Annotated in this window: 21 protein-coding genes and 2 riboswitches; of the genes, 8 read left to right on the top strand and 13 right to left on the bottom strand. The window is 72.3% G+C overall.

From position 1 onward, the window contains the following. Nucleotides 1-123: 123 nt before the first annotated feature. The 10 genes from gatB to mnmA form a co-directional block, all read right to left on the bottom strand. Nucleotides 124-1,632 carry an Asp-tRNA(Asn)/Glu-tRNA(Gln) amidotransferase subunit GatB gene (gatB, locus tag V7E46_RS04440; protein ID WP_333767174.1) on the bottom strand — a complete coding sequence of 503 codons (1,509 nt, stop codon included), beginning with the start codon at nt 1,630-1,632 and terminating at the stop codon, nt 124-126. A 22-nt stretch (nt 1,633-1,654) separates the two neighbouring features. Beyond that, nucleotides 1,655-1,873: a hypothetical protein gene (locus tag V7E46_RS04435; RefSeq protein WP_333767180.1), complete on the bottom strand. Its 219-nt coding sequence runs from the start codon at nt 1,871-1,873 to the stop codon at nt 1,655-1,657. An 11-nt stretch (nt 1,874-1,884) separates the two neighbouring features. Continuing rightward, nucleotides 1,885-3,378 carry an Asp-tRNA(Asn)/Glu-tRNA(Gln) amidotransferase subunit GatA gene (gene gatA / locus V7E46_RS04430; RefSeq protein WP_333767173.1) on the bottom strand — a complete coding sequence of 498 codons (1,494 nt, stop codon included), beginning with the start codon at nt 3,376-3,378 and terminating at the stop codon, nt 1,885-1,887. Between the two features lie 5 nt (nt 3,379-3,383). Further along, nucleotides 3,384-3,680: an Asp-tRNA(Asn)/Glu-tRNA(Gln) amidotransferase subunit GatC gene (gatC, locus tag V7E46_RS04425; protein WP_329174338.1), complete on the bottom strand. Its 297-nt coding sequence runs from the start codon at nt 3,678-3,680 to the stop codon at nt 3,384-3,386. 666 nt (nt 3,681-4,346) lie between these two features. Then, complete coding sequence (locus V7E46_RS04420; RefSeq protein WP_333767172.1) at nt 4,347-6,611, bottom strand: putative bifunctional diguanylate cyclase/phosphodiesterase; 2,265 nt, start codon at nt 6,609-6,611, stop codon at nt 4,347-4,349. Between the two features lie 221 nt (nt 6,612-6,832). Further along, nucleotides 6,833-9,070 carry an NAD-dependent DNA ligase LigA gene (gene ligA / locus V7E46_RS04415; protein ID WP_333767171.1) on the bottom strand — a complete coding sequence of 746 codons (2,238 nt, stop codon included), beginning with the start codon at nt 9,068-9,070 and terminating at the stop codon, nt 6,833-6,835. 17 nt (nt 9,071-9,087) lie between these two features. After that, nucleotides 9,088-10,104 (bottom strand): methionine synthase, encoded by a 1,017-nt coding sequence (locus tag V7E46_RS04410; protein WP_333767170.1) that lies wholly within the window; start codon nt 10,102-10,104, stop codon nt 9,088-9,090. Between the two features lie 49 nt (nt 10,105-10,153). Further along, nucleotides 10,154-10,852 carry an SDR family oxidoreductase gene (locus tag V7E46_RS04405; RefSeq protein WP_333767169.1) on the bottom strand — a complete coding sequence of 233 codons (699 nt, stop codon included), beginning with the start codon at nt 10,850-10,852 and terminating at the stop codon, nt 10,154-10,156. Then, complete coding sequence (locus tag V7E46_RS04400; protein WP_333767168.1) at nt 10,849-11,379, bottom strand: TIGR00730 family Rossman fold protein; 531 nt, start codon at nt 11,377-11,379, stop codon at nt 10,849-10,851. The genes V7E46_RS04405 and V7E46_RS04400 overlap by 4 nt, the downstream gene beginning before the upstream one ends. Then, nucleotides 11,376-12,533 (bottom strand): tRNA 2-thiouridine(34) synthase MnmA, encoded by a 1,158-nt coding sequence (gene mnmA, locus V7E46_RS04395; protein WP_333767167.1) that lies wholly within the window; start codon nt 12,531-12,533, stop codon nt 11,376-11,378. The genes V7E46_RS04400 and mnmA overlap by 4 nt, the downstream gene beginning before the upstream one ends. 163 nt (nt 12,534-12,696) lie before the next feature. On the opposite strand from mnmA, the gene V7E46_RS04390 reads away from it, so the two are divergent. The 3 genes from V7E46_RS04390 (at nt 12,697) to V7E46_RS04380 (ending at nt 16,566) form a co-directional block, all read left to right on the top strand. After that, nucleotides 12,697-13,557, top strand: a complete 861-nt coding sequence (locus tag V7E46_RS04390; RefSeq protein WP_333767166.1) for a thioesterase family protein — start codon at nt 12,697-12,699, stop codon at nt 13,555-13,557. A gap of 264 nt (nt 13,558-13,821) precedes the next feature. Next, nucleotides 13,822-14,988: a cysteine desulfurase family protein gene (locus V7E46_RS04385; RefSeq protein ID WP_333767165.1), complete on the top strand. Its 1,167-nt coding sequence runs from the start codon at nt 13,822-13,824 to the stop codon at nt 14,986-14,988. Nucleotides 14,989-15,054: 66 nt separating this feature from the next. Then, a complete protein-coding gene (locus tag V7E46_RS04380) occupies nt 15,055-16,566 on the top strand; it encodes a DUF885 family protein (protein ID WP_333767164.1) in 1,512 nt (503 codons plus the stop codon). A 28-nt stretch (nt 16,567-16,594) separates the two neighbouring features. On the opposite strand, the gene V7E46_RS04375 is transcribed toward V7E46_RS04380, so the two are convergent. Then, nucleotides 16,595-17,407: an enhanced serine sensitivity protein SseB C-terminal domain-containing protein gene (locus V7E46_RS04375; protein WP_333767163.1), complete on the bottom strand. Its 813-nt coding sequence runs from the start codon at nt 17,405-17,407 to the stop codon at nt 16,595-16,597. A gap of 124 nt (nt 17,408-17,531) precedes the next feature. Beyond that, entirely contained in the window at nt 17,532-18,281 is a 750-nt protein-coding gene (locus V7E46_RS04370) for an enhanced serine sensitivity protein SseB (protein WP_329174352.1), read from the bottom strand. A 123-nt stretch (nt 18,282-18,404) separates the two neighbouring features. Then, nucleotides 18,405-18,505: riboswitch (glycine riboswitch) on the top strand. Further along, nucleotides 18,506-18,617: riboswitch (glycine riboswitch) on the top strand. Between the two features lie 61 nt (nt 18,618-18,678). On the opposite strand from V7E46_RS04370, the gene gcvT reads away from it, so the two are divergent. From gcvT to V7E46_RS04350, 4 genes are all read left to right on the top strand, one after another. Then, a complete protein-coding gene (gcvT, locus tag V7E46_RS04365; protein ID WP_333767162.1) occupies nt 18,679-19,833 on the top strand; it encodes a glycine cleavage system aminomethyltransferase GcvT in 1,155 nt (384 codons plus the stop codon). Nucleotides 19,834-19,923: 90 nt separating this feature from the next. Continuing rightward, a complete protein-coding gene (gcvH, locus tag V7E46_RS04360) occupies nt 19,924-20,304 on the top strand; it encodes a glycine cleavage system protein GcvH (RefSeq protein ID WP_333767161.1) in 381 nt (126 codons plus the stop codon). 34 nt (nt 20,305-20,338) lie between these two features. Continuing rightward, nucleotides 20,339-21,604 (top strand): serine hydroxymethyltransferase, encoded by a 1,266-nt coding sequence (gene glyA / locus V7E46_RS04355; RefSeq protein WP_333767160.1) that lies wholly within the window; start codon nt 20,339-20,341, stop codon nt 21,602-21,604. A 228-nt stretch (nt 21,605-21,832) separates the two neighbouring features. After that, on the top strand, nt 21,833-23,200 hold the full coding sequence (locus V7E46_RS04350; protein ID WP_333767159.1) for an L-serine ammonia-lyase: 1,368 nt from the start codon (nt 21,833-21,835) through the stop codon (nt 23,198-23,200). Nucleotides 23,201-24,046: 846 nt separating this feature from the next. On the opposite strand, the gene V7E46_RS04345 is transcribed toward V7E46_RS04350, so the two are convergent. Then, nucleotides 24,047-24,826, bottom strand: a complete 780-nt coding sequence (locus V7E46_RS04345; RefSeq protein ID WP_333767158.1) for an SDR family oxidoreductase — start codon at nt 24,824-24,826, stop codon at nt 24,047-24,049. Nucleotides 24,827-25,063: 237 nt separating this feature from the next. Between V7E46_RS04345 and V7E46_RS04340 the strand changes: the two genes are divergently transcribed. Continuing rightward, nucleotides 25,064-25,267, top strand: a complete 204-nt coding sequence (locus V7E46_RS04340) for a hypothetical protein (protein ID WP_333767157.1) — start codon at nt 25,064-25,066, stop codon at nt 25,265-25,267. Nucleotides 25,268-25,373: the final 106 nt, after the last annotated feature.

The raw sequence follows: 25,373 nt of genomic DNA, 5'->3' as shown, positions 1-25,373 counted from the left end.
ACTGTGCCAGCGGAAAATGATCCTTTGGGACTTTCGTGCCGTTCCTCACAAGGGGTAAAAAGCACATAAGGACGGCACCCCGAATGGGGGTGCCGTCCTTATGGCGCAGCTGTGCGGGGGCCGTCAGCCCTGGACGCCCAGCTTCTCCAGGACCAGTTCGCGGACCCGCTTGGCGTCGGCCTGGCCGCGGGTGGCCTTCATGACCGCGCCGATCAGCGCACCGGCCGCGGCCAGGTTGCCGCCGCGGATCTTGTCGGCGATCGCGCCGTTCGCCGCGATGGCGTTGTCCACCGCCGCGCCGAGCGCGCTGTCGTCGGAGACGACCTTGAGGCCGCGCGCGTCGACCACCTTGTCGGGGTCGCCCTCGCCAGCCAGCACACCCTCGATGACCTGGCGGGCCAGCTTGTCGTTGAGGTCGCCCGCCGCGACCAGCGCGGACACCCGGGCGACCTGCGCCGGGGTGATCGGCACCGCGGCCAGCTCGGTGCCGGTCTCGTTGGCGTGCCTGGCCAGCTCGCCCATCCACCACTTGCGGGCCGACGCGGCGTCCGCGCCCTCCGCGATCGTGGCGAGGATCAGGTCGAGCGCCCCGGCGTTGAGCACCGACTGCATCTCGTGGTCGGCGATGCCCCAGTCCTCCTGCAGCCGCTTGCGGCGCAGCCGCGGCAGCTCGGGCAGTCCGGCGCGCAGCTCCTCGACCCACTCGCGGGACGGGGCGACCGGCACGAGGTCGGGCTCGGGGAAGTAGCGGTAGTCCTCGGCCTCCTCCTTGATACGCCCCGAGGTGGTCGAGCCGTCCTCCTCGTGGAAGTGCCGGGTCTCCTGCACGATCGTGCCGCCCGAGGACAGCACCGCGGCGTGCCGCTGGATCTCGAACCTGGCCGCGCGCTCCACGCTGCGCAGCGAGTTGACGTTCTTGGTCTCACTGCGGGTGCCGAACTTCTCCTGGCCCGGCGGGCGCAGCGACAGGTTGACGTCGCAGCGCATCTGGCCCATCTCCATCCGGGCCTCCGACACCCCCAGCGCCTTGATCAGCTCGCGCAGCTCGGCGACGTACGCCTTGGCGACCTCGGGTGCCCGCGCGCCGGCGCCCTCGATCGGCTTGGTGACGATCTCGATCAGCGGGATGCCGGCCCGGTTGTAGTCCAGCAGCGAGTGCGAGGCGCCGTGGATACGGCCGGTCGCGCCGCCGACGTGGGTGGACTTGCCGGTGTCCTCCTCCATGTGGGCGCGCTCGATCTCCACCCGGAAGACCTCGCCGTCCTCCAGCTGGACGTCCAGATAGCCGTTGTAGGCGATCGGCTCGTCGTACTGCGAGGTCTGGAAGTTCTTCGGCATGTCCGGGTAGAAGTAGTTCTTCCGCGCGAAGCGGCACCACTGGGCGATCTCGCAGTTCAGCGCGAGGCCGATCTTGATCGCGGACTCCACGCCGATCGCGTTGACCACCGGTAGCGAGCCGGGCAGGCCGAGGCAGGTGGGGCAGGTCTGCGAGTTGGGCTCGGCGCCCAGCTCGGTGGAGCAGCCGCAGAACATCTTCGTCCTCGTGCCCAGCTCGACATGGACCTCAAGGCCCATCACCGGGTCGTAGGACGCGAGCGCGTCCTCGTAGGACAGCAGATCCGTGACGGTCACTGTCGTTCTTCCTCCTGCCCTGTCAGTCCGTCAGGACGTCGTCGTGCTGGCGCAGCTCGCGGACCAGCAGAGCCACTCCGGTGGCCACCGCGGCCACCCGGATCAGACCGTCGATCAACTGCAGGGTGTCGTTCTCGCCGCGCGCGGTGCGCACCTTCTTGACGTTGGTGAACGCGGCGAACAGCGTGCTGCCGATCGCCAGGTACGTACCGGCCTTGCTCTTCTTCTTGCCCTTGTCCATGTCCTTGGTGCTCACAGCTGGGGTGCCTCCTCGAGCAGCGGGTGGCCCCACTTCTTCACGAAGGCGGCCTCGACGGCGGCGCCGACCCGGTAGAGCCGGTCGTCCTTGAGTGCGGGTGCGATGATCTGCAGTCCCACCGGTAGACCGTCCTCCGGCGCCAGGCCGCAGGGCAGCGACATCGCCGCATTGCCCGCGAGGTTGACCGGGATGGTGCACAGGTCGACCAGGTACATCGCCAGCGGGTCGTCCACCCGCTCGCCGAGCGGGAAGGCGGTGGTCGGGGTGGTCGGCGAGACCAGCACGTCGACCGTCTCGAAAGCCCGGGCGAAATCCCGGGTGATCAGGGTCCGGACCTTCTGCGCCGAGCCGTAGTAGGCGTCGTAGTAGCCCGAGCTGAGGGCGTACGTGCCGAGGATGATCCGGCGCTTGACCTCGGCGCCGAAACCGGCCTCGCGGGTCAGCGAGGTGACCTCCTCGGCGGACTTCGTCCCGTCGTCGCCGACCCGCATGCCGTAGCGCATCGCGTCGAAGCGGGCCAGGTTGCTCGAACACTCCGAGGGCGCGATCAGGTAGTACGCGGCCAGCGCGTACACGAAGGACGGGCAGGAGATCTCCACGATCTCCGCGCCCAGCTCGCGCAGCAGCTCGACGGACTCCTCGAAGCGCTGGACCACGCCGGCCTGGTAGCCGTCGCCGCCCAGCTCCGTGATCACGCCGATCCGCATCCCGCGAACGTCGCCGCTGCGGGCCGCCTCGACCACCGGCGGGACCGGGCCGTCGATCGAGGTGGAGTCCAGCGGGTCGTGACCGCCGATCACCTCGTGCAGCAGCGCCGCGTCCAGCACCGTACGGGCGCAGGGGCCGCCCTGGTCGAGGGACGAGGAGAAGGCGACCATGCCGTAGCGGGACACCCCGCCGTAGGTCGGCTTCACCCCGACCGTGCCCGTGACCGCGGCCGGCTGCCGGATCGAACCGCCGGTGTCCGTCCCCAGCGCCAGCGGCGCCTGGTACGACGCGAGCGCCGCGGCGCTGCCGCCGCCGGAGCCGCCGGGGATACGCGTCAGGTCCCAGGGGTTGCCCGTCGGCCCGTACGCGCTGTTCTCGGTGGACGACCCCATGGCGAACTCGTCCATGTTGGTCTTGCCCAGGATCACCACGTCGGCGGCCTTGAGCCGCTTGGTCACCGTCGAGTCGTACGGCGGGATCCAGCCCTCCAGGATCTTCGAACCGACCGTGGTGGGAACGCCCTCGGTGGTGAAGATGTCCTTCATCGCCAGCGGTACGCCGGCCAGCGGGCCCAGCACTTCGCCCGCGGCGCGCTTGGCGTCCACCGCACGGGCCTGCGCGAGGGCTCCCTCGCGGTCCACGTGCAGGTAGGCGTGCACCTTCTCGTCCACGGCGTCGATCCGGGCGAGGTGCGCCTCGGTGACCTCGACCGCGGTCAGCTCGCCCGAGGCGATCTTCTCCGCCGTCTGCGCGGCGGTCAGCCTGATGATGTCCGTCATCGTGATCAGTCCTCCCCCAGGATCTGCGGCACCTTGAAGCGCTGCTGCTCCTGCGCGGGCGCCCCCGACAGCGCCTGCTGCGGGGTCAGCGACGGGCGGACGGTGTCCTGCCGCATCACATTGGTCAGCGGGAGCGGGTGCGAGGTCGGCGGTACGTCCTCGGCGGCCACCTCGGAGACGCGGGCGACCGCGCCGATGATGTCGTCGAGCTGTCCGGCGAAGTGGTCGAGCTCTTCACCGGACAGTTCCAGACGTGCCAGCCGGCCGAGGTGAGCGACCTCCTCGCGCGTGATGCCAGGCATGCGTTGCGATCCTCTGCGGGGTGAGATGACGGTGTGGGCCCCAATCCTATGGGCCCCTCCCCCCGGACCGCGAAACACTTCCCCTCCGTTGCGGTCAGCAGTCCCGCGTCCCCCTGCGCCAGACGGTGCCCCTCCCCCGGACACGGGGGGGGTTTGCGGCACCCCTTCCGCAAGGGGGTACCTGTCCCCGGGCACGGGGGGTTGTGCGGTTTCCCTTCGGCAAGGAGGCGCCCTACTGGGGCGCGGGGAACTGCGCGACCAGCCACAACGCACCGTCGTGTGGCGACGACCGCCACCACCGCAGGGGCGCGGGGAACTGCGCGACCAGCCCCCACCCGCGCGCGGGTCGTCACCGACCCGAAGGGTCTCTTCGGTCCGATCCCGGCCGGTGGCGGGTTGCTCGCGCCGTTCCCCGCGCCCCTGATGGGGTGCCCCCTTGCCGAGGGGACAACCGCGCAACCCCCGCGCCCCGGGGAGGCGTACCGGCCGACACAGCGGACCCTCGACCCCGCACCAGCGAGGTAGGCACCCCCTGCCGAAGGGAACCGCGCACCCCCTGCGCCCCGGAGAAGCGCACCCGCCGGCACAGCGGACCCTCAGCCCCGCGCAGCGGAGGCGTACGCGCCGACGCAGCGGTGACCTCTCGAACACGGCGCCGCGGAGCGGCTACGCGCGCTCGGCCGCGGAAACGGACGACGCCCCGTCCGGAACGGCCGGTACGACCGGGACGACCGGGACGACCGGGACGACGGACCCCGGCGGCAGGACCGGCACCGCCTTCTGCCCGGCCGGCAGGGCCCCCCGCTCACCTCTGGCGAGCAGCCACTTCGTGGCCTCGTCCGGCGGCATCGCGGCAGCGACCAGCCACCCCTGCACGGCGTCACAGTGCAGATCCCGCAGCCGCTCCCACGTCTCGTCGTCCTCGACGCCCTCGGCGACGACCGTCAGCCCGAGCGAATGCGCGAGGTCCACCGTGCAGCGCACGATCTCCGCGTCCTCGGTGTCGACGACGAGCCGGGCCACGAACGACCGGTCGATCTTGAGTTCGCTGACCGGCAGCCGCCGCAGGTGCACCAGCGACGAATACCCCGTACCGAAGTCGTCGAGCGACATCTTCACCCCGTGCCCGGTCAGCCCGTTGAGCGTGTCCGCCGCGCGCTGCGGGTCCTCCAGCAGGACGTGCTCGGTGATCTCCAGCTGGAGCGACCCGGGCGGCACCTGGTGCCTGGCCAGCCGGGCGGCGACGGTGCCGGCGAAACCGGGGCTGTGGACGTCGCGCGGCGAGACGTTGACGGCGACCGGCACGTCCAGGCCCATCCGGCGCCAGCGGGCGACCTGCGCCAGCGCGGTGTCGAGGACGTACTCGGTGAGCTGCGGCATCAGGCCGGACGTCTCGGCCATGGTGATGAATTCCTCCGGACTGACCCGCCCGCGCTCCGGGTGCTCCCAGCGGACCAGCGCCTCAAGTCCGGCCACGCGGCCGTCGAAGTGGACCTTGGGCTGGTAGTGCAGTTCGATGTCGCCGGCGTCGAGCGCCCTGCGCAGGTCGCCGAGCAGGCCGAGCCGGTCGGGGGTGTTGCCGTCGGTGGTGGCCTCGTAGACCTCGACGCCGCTGCGGTCCCGCTTGGCCTGGTACATCGCCACGTCGGCCCGCCGCAGCAGGCCTTCCGCGTCCAGGGCGTGGTCGGGGAAGACCGCGACGCCGGCGCTGGCCTCCAGCACCAGTGACAGCCCGTCGAGGCTGAGTGGCGATCCGAGCGCGGCGACCAGGGTCCTGGCGATCCGCTGGGCGCGGGTCGGCGAGTCGCAGCCGGGCAGCAGGACGGCGAATTCGTCGCCGCCGAGCCTGGCCGCCTCGGCGCCGCGCGGCAGCGCGAGCCGCAGCCGGTCGGCGACCTGGAGCAGCAGCCGGTCACCGGCGAGGTGCCCGAGGGTGTCGTTGACGGAACGGAACTTGTCCAGGTCGATCAGGATCAGCCCGACCCTGCCGCAGCCGGCCGGCGGGTGCGTGCCCTTGCCGCCGGTCGCGGCGAGGAAGCCGGGGTCCGCCCGCTCGTAGTCCTCCAGGGCGTCGTCCAGCGCGGTCCAGGCGCGTTCCAGCAGCCACTGGCGGTTGGGCAGCCCGGTGAGCGGGTCGCGCAGCTGCTCCTCGGCGCGGGCGTGCGCGATCCACAGCGTCGAGTCCAGCGCGATCAGCGGTACGGAGAACAGCGGCAGCAGCACCGGCATGTCGCAGCCGACGACCAGTATCAGCGGGGAGATGCCGAGCAGAGCGCCGCCGAACATGCCCTGCCTGATCAGCGCGGACCGGGCCACGGTGGGCAGGCCGCCGCCGCGGGGCGCGAAGGCGCACCACAGCAGGGCGCGGGTGGCGACCAGATAGGTCAGTGCGGCCAGGATGACGATCGGGACGGCGGACATCGCCCAGTCGTCGGGGTCCCATGGGTGCTCGACGGTGGGGTGGGTGCCGCAGAGGGTCAGCATCAGGGCGCCTGCGCCGATGCCGAGGATGTCGATGGAGCCGTAGAGCGCGGCCTGCCGCCAGCGGTGTCTGCGGGCGGCGCCGACCAGGGTCACCACGGCCAGGCTGACCAGCACCGCGGCCACCCAGCCGTTGATCATCAGCATCGCCAGGGTGAGGGCGGCGCCGGAACCGGTGCCGCCCCACCACCGGTCCCGGCCCATCGCCACCAGGTGGCCGACGATGATGCCGGTGAGGATCGCGAAGCCCCAGCCCGCGGTACCGCCGGGGAAGAGCGCGTGGCCGCGGCCGAGCACCTGGATGACGCCGACCACCACGCAGACCGCGGCGGCCGGCGGCGCCCCGTGGCGCACCAGCGTCCTGGACGCCGACGGTGTCAGGGACGGGAGCTCGGCCACGGGCGCGCTGCGGAGCAGCGGTGCCGCTCCGGCACTCTCCGTCGGTCGCATGCCTGTCCCTCTCGCAGCCCGGTGTGGCAAGCAGGTCCACCACGCCCTGCGCGCGGTCGAGTTCCGCACGTACTGCCGGAACGTTCATCCCGGCGGGCGCGCGCCTCAACACTAGGCCGCCTCGCGGCATCCCGGGCACCGATCGAGCGTGGTTGCCCGAATGCGACCAGGCACATCGCCGTATTCTGATATAGGCCGATCGGGTGACATCCTCGGGCCATTCAGCCGGATTCACCGTCAGTTCCGGCGTCTGGCGGGGCCGCTGCCGCGGTGTCCGTTTCCACGGGATTCACCGTGTTTAGCCGGGCCGCGTCAGGACCGTCCGCGAGCAGCACCGCGAAACCGGACTCGTCCAGAACAGGCACTTTCAGCTGCACGGCTTTGTCGAACTTGGATCCGGGGTTGTCGCCGACCACGACGAAGTCCGTTTTTTTGGACACCGCTCCGGTGACTTTCGCACCTTGGCTGCCCAGCGCCTCTTTTGCGCCATCCCGGGTATAGGTCGACAAAGTTCCGGTCACCACCACCGTCAGCCCTTCGAGTGGCCTCGGCCCCTCGTCCGAGCCCTCCTCGGTGAAGACCACCCCGGCGTCCCGCCACTTCCTGATGATCTCCTGGTGCCAGTCTTCGGCGAACCACTGCTTGACGGAGGCGGCGATGGTGCCGCCGACCCCGTCCACAGCCGCCAGCTCCTCCTCGGCCGCGTCCTTGATCCGGTTCAGATCGCGGAATTCGCGGGCCAGCGCGGCGGCGGCGACCGGGCCCACATGGCGGATGGACAGACCGGTGATGACCCTGGCCAGCGGGCGGTCCTTGGCCGCCGCGATGTTCTCCAGCATCGCCAGCGCGTTCTTCTTCGGCTCGCCCTTCTGGTTGGCGAAGAAGGTGACGACCTTCGGCTCGCCGGTCTCCGGGTCGCGCTTGGGCAGACCGGTGTCCTGGTCCAGGACGTACGAGCGGATCGGCAGCAGCTGCTCGATCGTCAGGCCGAACAGGTCGCCCTCGTCCTTGAGCGGCGGCTCGTGCGGGTCGAGCGGCTGGGTCAGCGCGGTGGCCGCGACATAGCCGAGCCCTTCGATGTCCAGGCTGCGGCGGCCCGCGAGATAGAAGATCCGCTCGCGCAACTGGGCAGGGCAGTAGCGGGCGTTGGGACACCGCAGATCGATGTCCCCCTCCTTCATGGGCTGCAGGGCGGTGCCGCAGTCCGGGCACTCTGCGGGCATCACGAACTCCCGCTCCGTGCCGTCCCGCAGGTCCACCACCGGGCCCAGGATCTCCGGGATGACGTCGCCCGCCTTGCGCAGCACGACGGTGTCGCCGATCAGGACGCCCTTCTTCTTGACCACGTCCTGGTTGTGCAGGGTCGCGAACTCCACCTCGGACCCGGCCACCGTCACCGGCTCCACCACCGCGTACGGCGTGACCCGCCCGGTGCGGCCGACCCCGACCCGGATCTCCACCAGCTTGGTGTTGACCTCCTCGGGGGCGTACTTCCAGGCGATGGCCCAGCGCGGGGCGCGGGAGGTGGAGCCGAGCCGGCCCTGCAGCGGGATCTCGTCGACCTTGACGACCACTCCGTCGATCTCGTGCTCGACGTCGTGCCGGTGCTCGCCGTAGTAGCCGATGAAGTCCCTCACGGCGGCGAGCGAGTCGACCACCTTGTTGTGGCGGGCGGTGGGCAGGCCCCACTCGTGCAGCAGGCCGTACGCGTGCGACTGGCAGTCGATGTCGAAGCCCGTGCGGGCGCCGATGCCGTGCACCACCATCCGCAGGGGGCGGGACGCGGTGATCCGCGGGTCCTTCTGGCGCAGCGAACCGGCCGCCGCGTTGCGCGGGTTGGCGAACGGCTTCTCCCCGCTCTCGACCAGCCGCGCGTTCAGCTCCTCGAACTTCTCACCGGGGAAGTAGACCTCGCCGCGGATCTCCACCAGCTCCGGTACCCGGTCACCGGCCAGCCGGTCGGGGATGTCGGCGATGGTGCGCACATTGGGCGTGATGTCCTCGCCGGTCCGCCCGTCGCCGCGGGTCGCCGCCCTGGTGAGCCGGCCGCGCTCGTAGGTGAGGTTGACCGCCAGGCCGTCCACCTTCAGCTCGCACAGGAAGTGGTACGGGCTGTGCGAGTTGTCCGGCGGGCCGAGTTCGGCCGCGACCCGGTCGGCCCAGATCGCCAGTTCCTCGTCGGTGAAGGCGTTGTCCAGCGACAGCAGCCGTTCGCGGTGCTGCACGGAGGTGAACTCCGTCTCGTACGCGCCCGCGACCTTCTGGGTGGGCGAGTCCGGGGTGCGCAGGCCCGGGTGCCGCTCCTCGACACCCTCCAGGCTGCGCAGCAGCTTGTCGAACTCGGCGTCGCTGACGACCGGGGCGTCCTTGACGTAGTAACGGAAGCGGTGCTCCTCGACCTGCTCGGCAAGGCGTGCGTGCTCCGCGCGCGCCTCCGCGGGAATCTCCGTGTCCTCCACGACCCCGTCCTTCCTCACTACTCAGGGTTGTCGACGAGCGAGCGTGCCGCCTTCGCGCAATGCACGAGGGCGGCACGGGCATAGGCCGGTGAGGCCCCCGCCAGACCGCAGGACGGAGTCACGGCGACGGAGGATCCCAGAGCCCCCGGCGCCAGCCCCAACCTGCGCCACAACGCCCGAACACCACTCACGCTACCGGCAGGGTCTGACAATGGGGCGTCCTTGCCGGGCACGACACCGGCGAAGAGCGCGGTGCCCGCCTCCGCGGTCTCGCCGAACTCGTCCCAGTCACGCTCGGTGAGCAGGTCCGCGTCGAAGGAGATGCCGGCCACACCCGCCCGGCGCAGCAGCGCGAAGGGGATGTCCGGGGCGCAGGAGTGGACGGTGACGGGTACGCCCGCCGCCGTGATCAGCTCGCGCAGCGCCGACTCGATCACGGCCCGGTCGACCGCCCGGTAGGTGCGGTAGCCGCTGGCCGTCCTGATGTGCCCGCGCAGCACCGCCGTCAGGGACGGCTCGTCCAGTTGCAGGACGACGGTCGCGCCGGGGATCCGGCGGCGGACGTCGGCGAGGTGCGCGGTGAGCCCTTCGGCCAGCGATCCGGCCAGGTCGCGGCAGGCGCCGAGGTCTCGCAGCGCGGCCTCGCCGTGCCGGGTCTCCACGGACGCGGCCAGCGTCCAGGGGCCGACCGCCTGGATCTTGACCAGCCCCTCGTAGCCCTGGGTGAATTCCTCCAGGGCGTCCAGGTCCTCGCCCAGCCACGATCTGGCCCGCTTGGTGTCCCGGCCCGGCCGGTCGCCGAACCGCCAGCCGCTGGGCTCGACCCGGGCGTACATCTCGACCAGCAGCCCCAGGCTGCGGCCGATCATGTCGGCGCCGGGGCCGCGGGCGGGCAGCTCGGGCAGGAAGACCATGCCCTCGGACGCCTCGGTCGCGATGCGGGCCGCCTCTCGGGCGTCGCCGCCCGGCATCGAACCCACGCCGGTCGCGGTGGCCTCGGGGAGGTGCAGATCGTTGCTCACATCGTTGCTCACGCCGGAAGGGTAGCCTTCCGCGCCGCCCCGGCCCGCTTCGCCGCCGCCGCTACTGGCCCGGGCGGATCGTCAGGTCGGTGATCTCGGCGTCCGCGGGGAGGTCGAGGGCGGTGAGGACGGTGGTGGCGACCGACTCGGGGGCGATCCAGCGGGCCGGGTCGTAGGGCTTGCCCTCCTGCTGGTGGACCTTCCGCTGCATCGGGGTCGCGGTACGGCTCGGGTAGACCGACGTCACCCGGACGCCGGCCGCGTGCTCCTCGGCGCGCAGGGCGTCGGCCAGCGCGCGCAGGCCGAACTTGCTCGCGCCGTACGCGCTCCACTCGGCGCTGGCGCTCAGCCCGGAGGTGGAATTGACGAAGACGACATGGCCGCGGGACAGCCGGAGCTGGGGCAGCAGCAGACGGGTCAGCTCGGCCGGACCCATCAGGTTGACGGCCAGCGTCTCCTGCCAGATCTTCGGGGTGAGGTCGCCGACCACGCCCAGCTCGACGGTGCCGGCGATGTGCAGCAGCGAGTCGAGGCGGTCGGGTGGCGACTGGTGGCCCAGTGCCCAGGACAGCCGGGCGGGCTCCGCAAGGTCGCCGACCAGGGTACGGACGCCGGGGTGACGGGCCGCCAGCTCCCTGGCCCGCCCGGCGTCCCTTGCCAGCAGCCACAGTTCGTCGCCGCGCTCCAGCAGCCGCTGCGCGACGGCGCTGCCGATGCCGGAACCGGCGCCGGTGACCAGGTGGACGCGCGGGCCGCTCATATCTGCTCCTGGAGGTGCGCGAGGGCGTCGGCGCCGTCCGTGGCGAAATACACCAGCTCGGACAGCGGCAGGGGCAGGAAGCCCTCCGCGTCCATCCTGCGCAGTTGCAGTTCGAGACCGTCGTAGAAACCGGCGCTGTTGAGCAGGACCACCGGTTTGGCGTGCAGCCGGTGCTTCTTCAGCTCCAGGATCTCGGTGGCCTCGTCCAGGGTGCCGGCGCCGCCGACCATCACCACGAGGGCGTCGGAGCGGCGCAGCAGCTCCGCCTTGCGCTGGGCGAGGTCCTCGGCGATCACCATTTCGTCGGCGTTCGCGCGCGCCTTGTGCTGGAGGAAGGCCACCGAGACGCCGACCAGCCGCCCGCCGGCCTCCTGGACGCTGTCCGCGACGACCTTCATCAGGCCGGACTCCGAACCGCCCCACACGAGGGTGTGGCCGCCCTCGCCGATCAGCCTGCCGAACTCCCGGGCCGGCACGGTGTACTGCTCGCCCAGGTCGGCGGCGGACAGGAAGACGCCGATGTTCATACGGTCACCGTGGGCTTCTCCTGGTGGCGGGCGGTGGCGCGGTCGGTGGTGGCGATGGTCGCGGAGCCGACGACGCGCGTGCCGTCGTAGAGCACCACGGCCTGTCCTGGCGCGATGCCGCGGACCGGGGCGCCGAAGCGTACCCGCAGCTCGCCGTCGACGACCTCCGCGGTCACCGGCACATCGTCGCCATGGGCGCGCAACTGGGCGGTGTACGCGGCCGGGCCGGTCGGCGGGGCGCCGCACCAGCGGGGGCGGATCGCGGTGAGCGCGGTCACGTCGAGCGCCTCCGCGGGCCCGACCGTGACCGTGTTGCTGACCGGCGAGATGTCCAGCACATAGCGGGGCTTGCCGTCGTCGGCGGGGATGCCGAGCCGCAGGCCCTTGCGCTGGCCGATGGTGAAGCCGTACGCACCCTCGTGGGTGCCGACCCGGGCGCCGCTCTCGTCCACGATCGCGCCCTGCGCACTGCCGAGGCTCCTGGCCAGGAAGCCCTGGGTGTCGCCGTCGGCGATGAAGCAGATGTCGTGGCTGTCGGGCTTCTTGGCCACCGCGAGGCCGCGGCGGGCGGCCTCGGCCCGGATCTCCTCCTTGGTGGTGAGGGTGTCGCCGAGCGGGAACATCGCGTGCGCCAACTGCCGCTCGTCCAGCACGCCGAGGACGTACGACTGGTCCTTGGCCGCGTCGCTCGCCCGGTGCAGTTCGCGGGAGCCGTCCTCCCGGGTGACGACCGCGGCATAGTGCCCGGTGCAGACCGCGTCGAAGCCCAGCGCCAGCGCCTTGTCGAGCAGGGCGGCGAACTTGATCTTCTCATTGCACCGCAGGCAGGGGTTGGGGGTGCGGCCCGCCGCGTATTCGGCGACGAAGTCGGCGACCACGTCCTCGCGGAAGCGCTCGGCGAGGTCCCACACGTAGAAGGGGATGCCGATGACGTCGGCCGCGCGGCGGGCGTCCCGGGAGTCCTCCACCGTGCAGCAGCCGCGGGCCCCGGTCCTGAAGCTCTGCGGATTCGCCGACAGCGCCAGATGGACCCCGGTCACGTCGTGCCCGGCCTCCGCGGCGCGGGCAGCGGCGACCGCGGAGTCGACGCCGCCGCTCATGGCGGCGAGCACGCGCAGCCGCTTGCGCTCGGTGGGGTGGGGAGAGTCGTTCACCTGTCCAGGGTAACGGCCCGGCCGCGGCGGACCGCCCGGTTATCCACAGGGGTCCGAGCAGGCCCGGACCCGCGCGGAAGAGATAAGCGGGCGCTCAGCGTTGTCCTGCGGACGGCCCGGCGGGGCTGGACAACTGGCGACTACCGACGGGTAACATCGACTCATGGCATATGCAGCGGCCCGTGCGGCCATCGGGGACAGCGAGTTCGACCGCGACACAGCGGTGGTGGCCAGGCCGGCGGAGTCCGGCACGTACGACACCGACCTGTCGGCGGGCTGGACGATCATCAAGGCCGTCAACGGCGGCTATCTGCTGGCCGTCGTCGGCCGCGCGCTGCAAGCCGCGCTGCCGCATCCCGATCCGATCACCATCACGGCGCACTATCTGACCGCGTCGGAGCCGGGGCCCGCCGTGATCAGAACTGAGACCGTACGCGCCGGGCGCACCATGTCCACCGGGCAGGCGTCGCTCTACCAGCGCGACACCGAGGGGCGCGAGGTCGAGCGGATCCGGGTCCTCGCCGCGTACGGCGATCTCGCCGCGCTCCCGGACGATGTCCGCACCACCGCGCGGCCGCCGTCGATGCCGTCCTACGACGGCTGCGTCAGCTCGTCCGACGCGCCCGACGGCGGTCCGGTGACCGGCTCCACCGCGATCCTGGAACGGCTCGACCTGCGGCTCGACCCGGCCACCGCGGGATGGGCCGTCGGTGCGCCCTCCGGGACCGGTGACATGCGCGGGTGGCTCGGCCTCGCCGACGGGCGCGACCACGACGCGATGTCGCTGCTGCTGGCCGTGGACGCGTTGCCGCCCACGGCGTTCGACATGGGGCTGGCCGGGTGGGTGCCGACGCTCGAACTCACCGTGCATCTGCGGTGCCAGCCGGCTCCTGGGCCGGTCAGGGTGTCCCTGACCACCCGGAATCTGGCCGGCGGCCTATTGGAGGAGGACGCGGAAGTCTGGGACGCCAAGGATCGTCTGGTGGCCCAGTCCCGCCAGCTGGCTCGCGCCCCGCGCCCCTGACCCCTCGTCCTGCCCCTCCGGGCCCGCACCGGGACCTTCCCCGGTGGCGGGCTGGTCGTGCGTTTCCCCGCGCCCCTGGGGGTGCCACTTGCGGCGGCGTTCACACCTGCGGTGCGCCTCGGCTGGGCGCGCAGTTCCTCGCGCCCCTGCGGGGCTCGTCCTCTGCCGCAGAGGGCAACGCACCTGGGGCGCGGGCGGCAACCCCGGAGGAGGGTGCGGGCGGGGAGTCGGGCGGACCCCGGTGGAACGTAGAATCGGGAAATCATGGCCTACTTCGATCACGCCGCCACCACGCCCATGCTCCCGGAGGCGGTCGAGGCGATGACCTCCCACCTCACGGTGACGGGGAACGCGTCCGCACTGCACGCGGCGGGCCGGCGCGCCCGGCGGACCGTCGAGGAGTCGAGAGAGGCCCTCGCGGCGGCGCTGGGCGCGCGCCCGAGCGAGATCGTGTTCACCGGCGGCGGCACCGAATCGGACAACCTGGCCGTGAAGGGCCTGTTCTGGGCGCGCCGCGCGGCGGACCCGCGCCGGGTCCGCGTCCTGGCCAGCCCGGTGGAGCACCACGCCGTGCTGGACGCCGTCCACTGGCTGGCCGAGCACGAGGGCGCCGCCGTGGAGTGGCTGCCGGTGGACGCGTACGGCAGGGTGCAGCCCGACACTCTGCGTACGGCGCTCGCGGGCGGGGCCGAGGACGTGGCCCTGGTCAGCGTCATGTGGGCGAACAACGAGGTCGGCACGATCCTCCCGGTCGCCGGCCTCGCGGCGGTCTGCGCCGAGTTCGGCGTGCCGATGCACTCCGACGCGGTGCAGGCCTTCGGGCAGACCGATGTCGACTTCGCGGCCAGCGGCCTGGACGCCATGACGGTCACCGGGCACAAGGTCGGCGGCCCGTACGGCGTCGGCGCGCTCGTATTGCGCAGGGACGACACCCCGGTGCCGCTGCTGCACGGCGGCGAGCAGGAGCGCAGCAGGTCGGGCACCCTCGATGTGCCGGCGATCGCGGCCTTCGCCACGGCCGGCTCCCTCGCCGCGGAAAGGCGGGGGGAATACACCGCGTCGGTCGCCGCGCTGCGCGACGAGCTGGTGCGCGGCATCCGGGCCGCGGTGCCCGACGTCATTCTCAACGGCGACCCCTCCCCCGAGGGCCGGCTCGCCGCGAACGCGCACTTCACCTTCCCCGGCTGCGAGGGCGACGCCCTCCTGCTGCTGCTGGACGCGCAGGGCATCGCGTGCTCCACCGGGTCGGCGTGCACCGCGGGTGTGGCGCAGCCCAGCCATGTACTGCTGGCGATGGGCCAGCCGGCCACGCACGCGCGGGCCACCCTGCGCTTCTCGCTCGGCCACACCACGACCGCGGACGAGGTCGCGGACGTCATCCGGGCGATCGGCCCGGCCGTCAGCCGCGCCAGGACCGCGGGCCAGACCTGACACGTCACACCGACTCACCTGCCGCCCCGGGCAGACGGACGGCGGGCACGGCGCTACGGTCATGGGATGGATGATCGGCTTCGAGCGGTGTGCGACCTGATGATGCCCACCGTCCGCGAGATGGCCGGGCTGCACGAATACGACGGCCGTGTTCAGGACCTCTCCCCCGACGGGATACGCCGCGCCCTGGCCGCGGTCGACAGTGCGAAGCGCGCTTCCGGGCCGCTCGACGACCCGCACGACGAGGCGCACCTGGCGGTGTTCGAGGAGTCGCTGCGGACGCAGTACGGGGACCTCGAACTGCACAGGCGCGACCCGTACCCACATCTGTCCAATCTCGAACTCGCCTGTTACGACCGGGAGTACGCGCCCCGCAAGGAGCGTGCCGCGGCCCGCCGCAAGCATCTGGCACGCTGGCCCGACGCGGTGGACGCCGCGCTGGCCTCACTCGACCGGGTGAGCGCCCCCGTGGCCGCGGCGCTGCTCGGCTCCGCGCACGGGCTGGCCGCCGACCTCGATCCTGACCAGGGCGCCCCGGAAGCCGAGGCACTCGCCGCGCACGCCCGGCTGATCGCCCGTCTGGAGCACGCGGCCGCGAACGGCGACCCCGACCCGCGGCTCGGCGGCCGGGCGCTGGCCGCGCTGATGGGCGGGCAGGAGGGCCTGCGGGTGGACCTCACGGCACTGGCGGAGGCCGCGGACAAGGAACGTGTACGGCTCGGCCTGCTGCTCGCCGACTCCTGCCGGGCACTCGACAGGAACCGGACGCCCGACGAGCTGATCCCCGAACTGCTCGCCGACCACCCCGGCGCCGACGGCGTCATCCCGGCCGCGGCCCGGCTCACCGAGGAGGTCATCGCCTTCACCCGCGAGCGCCGCCTCGCCCCGTATCTGGACGGCGAGTGCCTGGTCGGGCCCGCGCCGCCGTCCCGCCGCTGGGCGATGGCGATGATGACCTGGGCGGGGCCGGGAGAGCCCGAATCGCCCTCCTGGTACCACGTGACCCCGCCGGAGCCCGATTGGCCCGCGCAGGAGCGGGAGGAGTGGCTGACGGTCTTCAGCCGTACGAGCCTGCCGTCGATCACCGTGCACGAGGTCGCTCCCGGCCACTTCGCCCACGGGCGCGCCCTGCGGCACGCGACCAGCCCGGTCCGGCGGACCCTGCACAGCCTGTCCTTCTGCGAGGGGTGGGCGCATTACGTGGAGGAGGTCTGCCTCGACGAGGGCTTCCGCGCCCGCGACCCGCGCTTCGCCATCGGCGTCGCCCTTGAGGCGCTGGTCCGGGTCACCCGGCTGACCTGTGCGATCGGTATGCACACCGGCGCCATGGATGTCGGCGAGGCGACCCGGCTGTTCATACGGGACGCCCACCTGGCCCCCGCTGGGGCCGCCGCGGAGGCCAGGCGCGGCACCTTCGACGCGGGATACGGGCGCTACACCTGGGGCAAGCTGGAGATCAGGCGGGTGCGCGCCCGCGCGGAGCGCTCCGCGTCCTTCACCCTGCCGGGCTTCCACGCCGACCTGCTGGCGCTGGGCGCCCCGCCGCTCGGCCTCCTGGACGCGGCCCTCCCCGCCTGACCGGATACGTACGGCGCCCCCGCAGGGGTCAGTACGTACGCGGCGGCGGCCCCCACACGGGGGGGCCGGAGAAGGCCTCGCGGTCGAAGAAGGGCTGCGCATTGGCGCGGAGCCACAGCGCGACCGGGTCATAGGTGTCGGCCATGGCGACGGTGGAGACGGACAGCCCTTCGGGTACGCCGGCCACCGCCTGCTGCATCATCAGGCGGACCGATTCGACGGCCTGCGGCGAGGAGTCGTAGACCTCGACGCCGATCGCGAGGTAGGGCTCGCCCAGGGACGGCTGGACCCACGCCTGGCGCAGCGCGCGTACCGCGTGGGTGCGGTGCGCGGCCTTGGCCAGCAGCGCGTAGAACTGCGGGATCTGCAGTGACGGCTCGCCGATCTGCAGCGGCCCGGCGGGCAGCAGGTCCAGGCCGCCCGCGACCCGGCGCAGGTCGGGCCAGGGGATGCCGACGCCGCCGCCATTGGCGTGCGGATTGAGCCACAGGCCGCAGTGGTCGGGAAAGAGGGCCAGGGCGATGTCGCGGCCCGAGACGATCTCGTGGTCCCGGTTCCAGCCGCTGGCGGCCAGTTCCCTGGGCGAGGTGCAGCACGGGGCATAGCGGTGGCCGCCGACCTCCATGGCCGCGTACTGCGCGTCGGGCGCCCCCGGTGCGCCCTGCCAGAGCAGCATCCAGACCTGGCCGTCGGCCAGCGACGCGAGCAGGTTCTCGTATGCGTCGAAGCGGCCGGGCGCCACCTGGAGCAGCATCTGCTCCACATGGCCGGCCGCCGCGCCGCCTTGCGCGCCCGCGATCACGTCGGACCGCCCCTTTCCCGTCGTTCGGTGTTCCGCCATCAAATCAGGTCGACTGTTCCGGGTGGAACGCTGACCGACTCAAGCTGCGCCGGCTAAATGCCGCGTATACGGCGGGTATACGCAGGCGCCGGGCCGCGTAAGGGAGTTGACCGCGGGTGCGGTCTCAGTCCCGGCTGTAGAACGGTCGCACGGCCTCCAGCATCCAGTCCCCCACCGGGTCCTGGGCGATGTCGAGCAGGATGAGGTGGACCGGCCACGGCAGCGGCGCCGCGCCCAGGGCGCGGCCGAGCGCGTCCATGGCGGCGGCCCTGTCCTGTTCCTGCCAACTGTCCAGTTCGACGCCGACGAAGAGGGCGGGCGGGTCCTCCTCGACCGCGGCCATGGCGCGGCGGGCGCTGAGCACCATCGGGCTGACGGCGTATTCCGCGGCGGCGACGGCCAGGAAGTCCACGGGCTCCTCGTCGGGGGCCGGCTCCCACAGCCGCACCCTGGCGCCGCCAGGGCTCTGCTCGCCGTACGCCCCGATCCGCTCGGCGCGGCACAATTCCGCGACGGCGGCGGGCGGCAGCGGCACTCCGACGGCGCCGCCAGGATTGACGGCGATACCCATCAGCGGGGGCAGGCCGCGGGCGAAGTCGCGTACCGGTGCGACAGTGCAGGACATGCCTTCCGCGGCCTGCCGGAACTGCTGCTCGGAGCTGAAAACCGGCACATAGGGCGCGCCGCCGAGCTCCAGGGTGGGCAGGTCGAGGGCGACGGAGTCGGGCGCGCCGCCGTTGGGCAGCGGCACCCATACGTGCGACCGGCCGAGGACTTCCAGCAGCCGGGGGGTCGCCGAGGGATTGCCGAGGCTCGCGGCCAGCACTTCCTCGAGCTCGTTCGCCGGCCATATGTAAGGTGCCGGATTCTCCATGTCCACCCTTGTCCGCGCTTGTGCCACTGTCGGTGCCCGTGTCCTGCCCGGAAACAGTAGCGGCTGAGCGCCCCCGGCGCCCGGGCATGCAATGATGGCGGCACAATACGCATACCGGCCGTTGGAGGCCGCGCGGGAGAGTTCCGGCCCCACCACCTGGGGCCGGGCGCCGAAGGAGCAAGTCTTCCCTTGAATCTCTCAGGCACAGATACCGCGCGGGCGAGGCAGATCTGAAAAGCGGGCGGGCCGTCACCGGTCCCGCCCCACCCAAGGTGCAAGCCGCGGCCCGCAGGGGTCACGGTGAACCTCTCAGGTTCCGATGACAGATGGGGAGGCCGGGGTGAACACCCCGACCGCAGTCCGTGTCCCCTGTCCGCCGCCTTTGGGAGCCCTCTCGATGACCGAACCCTCGAACGAACCGCTGAGCGCGCCGCCCGCCGCTTCGCCGCGCCGTACCGCCCTCGACGCGGTGCACCGCGCGCTGGGCGCGACCATGACCGACTTCGCCGGCTGGGACATGCCGCTGCGGTACGGCAGCGAGCGCGACGAGCACCAGGCCGTACGCAACAGGGCCGGCCTTTTCGACCTGTCGCACATGGGAGAGATCACCGTGACAGGGCCGCAGGCAGGGCAGGCGCTGGACCACGCCCTGGTCGGCCATCTGTCGGCGCTCGCGGTCGGCAAGGCCCGCTACACGATGGTCTGCGCTCCGGACGGCGGCATCCTGGACGACCTGATCGTCTACCGGCTCGCCGAGCAGCGCTATCTGATCGTCGCCAACGCCTCCAACGCCCAGACGGTGCTGGACACGGTCGCGCTGCGCGCGGCGGACTTCGACGCGCAGGTGACCGACGACCGGGACGCGTACTCCCTGCTGGCGATCCAGGGTCCCGCCGCGCCCGGCATCCTCTCCGCGCTCACCGACGCCGACCTGGCCGGGCTGCGCTACTACGCGGGGCTGCCCGGGACCGTGGCGGGCGTGTCCTCGCTGATCGCCAGGACGGGCTACACAGGCGAGGACGGCTTCGAGCTGTTCGTGGCGCCGGCCGATGCCGAGCGGCTGTGGCAGGGGCTCCTTGCGGGCGGAGCGGACGCCGGCCTCGTGCCGTGCGGGCTGTCGTGCCGCGACACCCTGCGCCTGGAGGCCGGGATGCCGCTGTACGGGCACGAGCTGACCGCGAAGGTGACGCCCTTCGACGCGGGTCTCGGGCGGGTGGTGAAGTTCGACAAGCCTAGTGACTTCGTCGGCCGCGAGGCGCTGACCGCGGCGGCGGCCAGGGCCGCGGACGTCCCGCCGCGCAAGCTCGTGGGGCTGGTCGCGGAGGGCCGCAGGGTGCCGCGGGCCGGCTACGCCGTCACGGACGCGTCCGGCGCCCTCATCGGCGAGGTCACCTCGGGCGCGCCCTCGCCGACGCTCGGAGTGCCCATCGCCATGGCGTACGTGGACGCGGACCATGCCGCGCCGGGCACGGAAGGGGTCGCGGTCGACATCCGGGGCAGCCGTGAGCCGTACCGCGTCGTGGCGCTGCCCTTCTACCAGCGCGAGCGCTGAACCCCCCGACTTTTTCCACAGGCGCCCGGTTGTCCACAGCCTGCCGCGTCGGCTTCGTCATCACCTCTTCGCATACGGGAGAATTCCGTCATGAGCATCAATCCTGAGCAGCTGCGTTACAGCAAGGAGCACGAGTGGCTCACCGACCCCGCGGACGGCGCCTCGACCGTCGGCATCACCTCGCACGCCGCCGACGCGCTCGGTGACGTGGTCTTCGTCCAGCTCCCCGAGGTGGGGGCGACGGTGACCGCGGGCGAGACCTGCGGCGAGCTGGAATCGACCAAGTCGGTCAGCGAGCTGTACGCCCCGGTGTCCGGCGAGGTCACCGAGATCAACCAGGATGTCGTCGATGACCCGTCGCTGGTCAATACCGCACCGTTCGAAGGAGGCTGGCTGTTCAGGGTGAAGGTCTCGGACGACGGCGCGGAGCTGCTGACCGCGGCCGAGTACGACGCCTTCATCGCGGCCTGAGCCCCCGCCACCACCCGTACACCAGGAAGATCCCATGTCGCTGCTGAACCAGTCCCTGCACGACTTCGACCCCGAGGTCGCCGCCGAGATCGACGCCGAGCTGCACCGCCAGCAGTCCACGCTGGAAATGATCGCCTCGGAGAATTTCGCCCCGGTCGCGGTCCTCGAGGCCCAGGGCTCGGTGCTGACCAACAAGTACGCCGAGGGCTACCCCGGTCGCCGCTACTACGGCGGCTGCGAGCATGTCGACGTCATCGAGCAGCTGGCCATCGACCGTGTCAAGGCGCTCTTCGGCGCCGAGGCCGCGAACGTGCAGCCGCACTCGGGCGCGCAGGCCAACGCCGCCGCGATGTTCGCCCTGCTGAAGCCGGGCGACACGATCCTCGGCCTCGATCTGGCGCACGGCGGGCACCTGACGCACGGCATGAAGATCAACTTCTCCGGCAAGCTCTACAAGGTCGCGGCCTACCACGTCGACGGCGACACCGGCCTGGTCGACATGGCCGAGGTCGAGCGGCTGGCCAAGGAGCACCGGCCGCAGCTGATCATCGCCGGCTGGTCGGCGTATCCGCGGCAGCTGGACTTCGCCCGCTTCCGGCGGATCGCCGACGAGGTCGGCGCGTATCTGATGGTCGACATGGCGCACTTCGCGGGGCTCGTCGCGGCCGGGCTGCACCCCTCGCCCGTACCGCACGCGCATGTGGTCACCACCACGACGCACAAGACGCTCGGCGGCCCGCGCGGCGGTGTCATCCTGTCCACCGCCGACCTCGCCAAGAAGATCAATTCCGCGGTCTTCCCCGGCCAGCAGGGCGGCCCGCTGGAGCATGTCATCGCCGGCAAGGCCGTCGCCTTCAAGGCCGCGGCCACCGACGAGTTCCTCGACCGGCAGGCCCGCACACTGGAGGGCGCGAAGATCCTCGCCGACCGGCTCGGCGGGGACGACCTGGCGGCCGCGGGCGTCGCCGTCCTGTCCGGCGGCACCGACGTCCACCTCGTGCTGGTCGACCTGCGCGCGTCGGCGCTGGACGGCCAGCAGGCCGAGGACCGTCTGCACGGCATCGGCATCACCGTCAACCGCAACGCGATCCCCAACGACCCGCGCCCGCCGATGGTGACCTCGGGCCTGCGCATCGGCACACCCGCGCTCGCCACCCGGGGCTTCGACGCGGACGCCTTCCGCGAGGTCGCCGACATCATCGCCGCGGCCCTGCAGCCCGTCTTCGACGCGGACGCCCTCCGGGCGAGGGTCACCGCGCTCGCCGAGCGGCACCCGCTGTATCCGGCCCTGGCGTCATGAACCGCTCCGCGGGGGGGGGGGGGGGGGGGGGGGGGGGGGGGGGGGGGGGGGGGGGGGCCGGGGGGGGGGGGGGGGGGGGGGGGGGGGGGGGGGGGGGGGGGGGGGGGGGGGGCGCCCCCCCCCCCCCCCCCCCCCCCCCCCCCCCCCCCCCCCCCCCCCCCCCCCCCGGCCCGCACGAGCAGCACCCGGGGACAACGGCGTCCGCGGTAATCCAGGAGCACTGAACGCATGGCAATCTCCGTATTCGACCTCTTCTCCATCGGCATAGGCCCCTCCAGTTCCCACACCGTGGGACCGATGCGGGCGGCCCGGATGTTCGCGCAGCGGTTGAAGACCGACGATCTGCTCACCCGGACCGCGGCCCTCAGCGCCGAGCTGTTCGGGTCGCTCGGCGCGACCGGCCACGGGCACGGCACCCCGAAGGCCGTCCTGCTGGGCCTGGCGGGACACTCGCCGCGCACGGTCGACGTCGAGACGGCGGACGCCGAGGTGGCGGTGATCCACGCGGACAAGCGGCTGACGCTGCTCGGCGCACACGAGGTGGACTTCGACCCGGCCACGGACCTGGTGCTGCACCGCCGCCGTTCGCTGCCCTACCACGCGAACGGCATGACCCTGTCCGCGTACGGCGGCGACGGCGAAGCGCTGCTGACGAAGACGTACTACAGCGTCGGCGGCGGCTTCGTCGTGGACGAGGAGGCAGTGGGGGCGGACCGGATCAAGCTCGACGACACGGTGCTGCGGTATCCCTTCCGCACCGGCGACGAGCTGCTGCGGCTGTCCCGGGAGACCGGTCTGTCGATCTCCGCGCTGATGCTGGAGAACGAGAAGGCCTGGCGCACCGAGGCCGAGATCCGCGCGGGCCTGCTGGAGATCTGGCAGGTGATGCGGGAGTGCGTGGGGCGCGGCATGTCCCGCGAGGGCATCCTGCCCGGCGGCCTCAAGGTCCGCCGCAGGGCCGCCACGTCGGCCCGCCAGCTGCGGGCCGAGGGCGACGCGGCGGCCCGCGCGATGGAGTGGATCACTCTCTACGCGATGGCCGTGAACGAGGAGAATGCCGCGGGCGGCCGGGTCGTGACCGCCCCGACCAACGGCGCGGCCGGCATCATCCCGGCCGTCCTGCACTACTACCTGGACTTCGTCCCCGGCGCCGACGACGACGGCGTCGTCCGCTTCCTCCTCGCGGCGGGCGCGATCGGCATGCTCTTCAAGGAGAACGCGTCCATCTCCGGCGCCGAGGTCGGCTGCCAGGGCGAGGTCGGCTCGGCCTGCTCGATGGCCGCCGGCGGCCTCGCCGAAATCCTCGGCGGCACCCCGGAGCAGGTGGAGAACGCCGCCGAGATCGGCATGGAGCACAACCTCGGCCTGACCTGCGACCCGGTCGGCGGCCTGGTCCAGATCCCCTGCATCGAGCGCAACGGCATGGCCGCGGTCAAGGCCGTCACCGCCGCCCGGATGGCCATGCGCGGCGACGGCCGCCACCACGTCTCCCTCGACAAGGTCATCAAGACGATGAAGGAGACCGGCGCCGACATGAAGGTCAAGTACAAGGAGACCGCCCGCGGCGGCCTCGCGGTCAACGTCATCGAGTGCTGACCGCTCGACCCGCCCACACTCGCGACTCCCCGGGCGCCGGCGCCGCTCGGCGTGCGCCGCACCGCCGTCACCCGGGCCGTCCACCGCGCCTCCCCCATCCCGCCGGCCAACCTGCCGGCGATGGGGGTGAGTTCCGGGGTCTGAGGTCGACTTGCCGGGGGTGCCCCTTGACGGCCGCGTTCGCCACCCAGTCCTTGGCGTTGCCAAGGTCGTTTCCGGGATACGCCGCCGCGTTGACCGTCGACTCCACGTAGGCCACGTAGTTGGTGCAGTCGCGCCCCGGGGCGGCGCCCCAACAGCTGTTGCCCCTCTGGGAGCTGTAAGCGTGGTCGGTGTGGCTGGCGCTCGTGCAGGTGGTGACACCGCTGCCGCCGCACAGCGTCGTACCGGCTACCGCCGGCGCGCCCGTTCGCGCGCCGGCCAGGGGCGGGGGACGATGCCGGGCCGGCCGGCGGCGGCACCCGCATCACCCGTTCCCGCCCGGCCGCTGACACCGCCCGTTCCCCGCCGGATCTCGCAGCACGCCATCGGCGGCGGTGCCCGGTGGATGCTATCCCGACCCGCTGCCGCGGAAGCGGCCTCACGAGCCGAACCACCCGTTCAGGCGCATGGCCACCGGCCGCTCTCCGGTCGGGCGGTTGACGGAAGGCCCCCAGGCGGGCGCGGGTGCGCCGACGACGTGCCGCCACCGGGCAGCAACGACGTCGGACGCTGCCTGCCGCCGGTGCCCGGCCAGGGGTGGCGAGTTCCCTGCCGAGAAGGCCGCCCGCCCGCGGTGGGCAGCCGGGGCGGCCGTGGTGAGTTACCGTCCCGGGGTACCCAAGCCCCTGGTGGCTCCGGTGGCGGCTACCAGTCGAGTGCGACCGGGAGGAAGGGAGCGTCCTCCGGTGCCGCCTTTCGGGCCTCCAGGGCGGTCCTGGCCGGGTCGCCCACCGGGACGCGCAGCGGAGGATCGGGGAGTTCGATCGTGTCGGCCACCGCGACGGCCACTTGCTCGGGGGTGACGGCCTCGAAGACGGAGGTGCCGCGCAGTGACCCGAACTGCTCGAAGAGGGGCGTGTAGGGGTCGTCCTCGGTGAAGAAGGACGTGGCGCGCTCGGCTCCGCCGGAGGAGACGGTGCCCGGCTGGAGAATGCTCACCTTGACGCCGAAGTGGCCCGCCTCGACGGCCAGCGTCTCGGCGAACGCCTCCAGCGCCCACTTGCTGGCGGCGTACGGGCCGATGATCGGCATGACGATCCGGCCCTGGACGCTGGAGACGAAGACCACTCGGCCCGCGCCGCGCTCCCGTATGGCGGGCAGCACGCCCTGCACCAACCGCAGGGGGCCGAAGGTGTTGAGCTGGAAGAGCGCTTCGACCTCGGAGAGGGGCACGTTCTCCAGCGGCGCGCGGACCGTCGCACCGGCGTTGCTGACGAGCACGTCGATCTCCCCGGCCTTGAAGAGGGCCTCGTCGACGCTCTTCTGGTCGGTGACGTCGAGGCGGAGGCGTTGGTCGACGGGGAGATCGTCAAGGTCTTCCGGCCGGCGGGCGGTGGCGACGACCCGGTGTCCGCGCTCGGCAAGTTCGATCGCGATGGCCCGGCCGATACCCCTGGAGGCGCCGGTGATGAGCACGGACGTCATGTCGGTCTCCTGTCGGGAAGGTGCGGCGGGTGCGGCGGGAGCGGCGGCGACGAGGGCCGGCGGCCGACTCGCCGCGGGACGGGTATCCGGGATCGGCCGGGACCTCTTTCCCCTCCTCACAGAGGTGTGTGTACGGGGCGAGCACACTCCCCGGGTCTCCGGTCGCGGTCAGGGTGGTCGTTTGAGATGTTGGAAGTGTCGACAGCAAGGCCGGCAGCGATGCGAGGAGGACGTGAGATGGCGAACGATCCCCTGGGCGAGATGACGGGCCGGATGTCATCGGAAAACCGCAAGTGGGTGGAGCAGCTGCCCAACGAGCAGAAGCGCGAGCTGATCCAGAAGTGGCAGAACGAGGGCGGCAGCACCGGCATCGGCAGTGTGGGCACCGCGCCCAACGAGGCCGACGCGGACGCCATGGTCGAGAAGTTCCGCAACGGCTGACACCCGCCGCCCCGCTCCCGCCGTCACCCGGCACAACAGGCCCGGCGACCCGCTCACGGTGTGCGAACGCGGGCCGCGCTGCCGGTGGCCGGGCGAGCGGCCCGCC

The organism is Streptomyces sp. IBSBF 2435 (assembly GCF_036815005.1).
Classification (GTDB): domain Bacteria; phylum Actinomycetota; class Actinomycetes; order Streptomycetales; family Streptomycetaceae; genus Actinacidiphila.
This window is presented reverse-complemented; position numbering and strand designations above follow the sequence as displayed.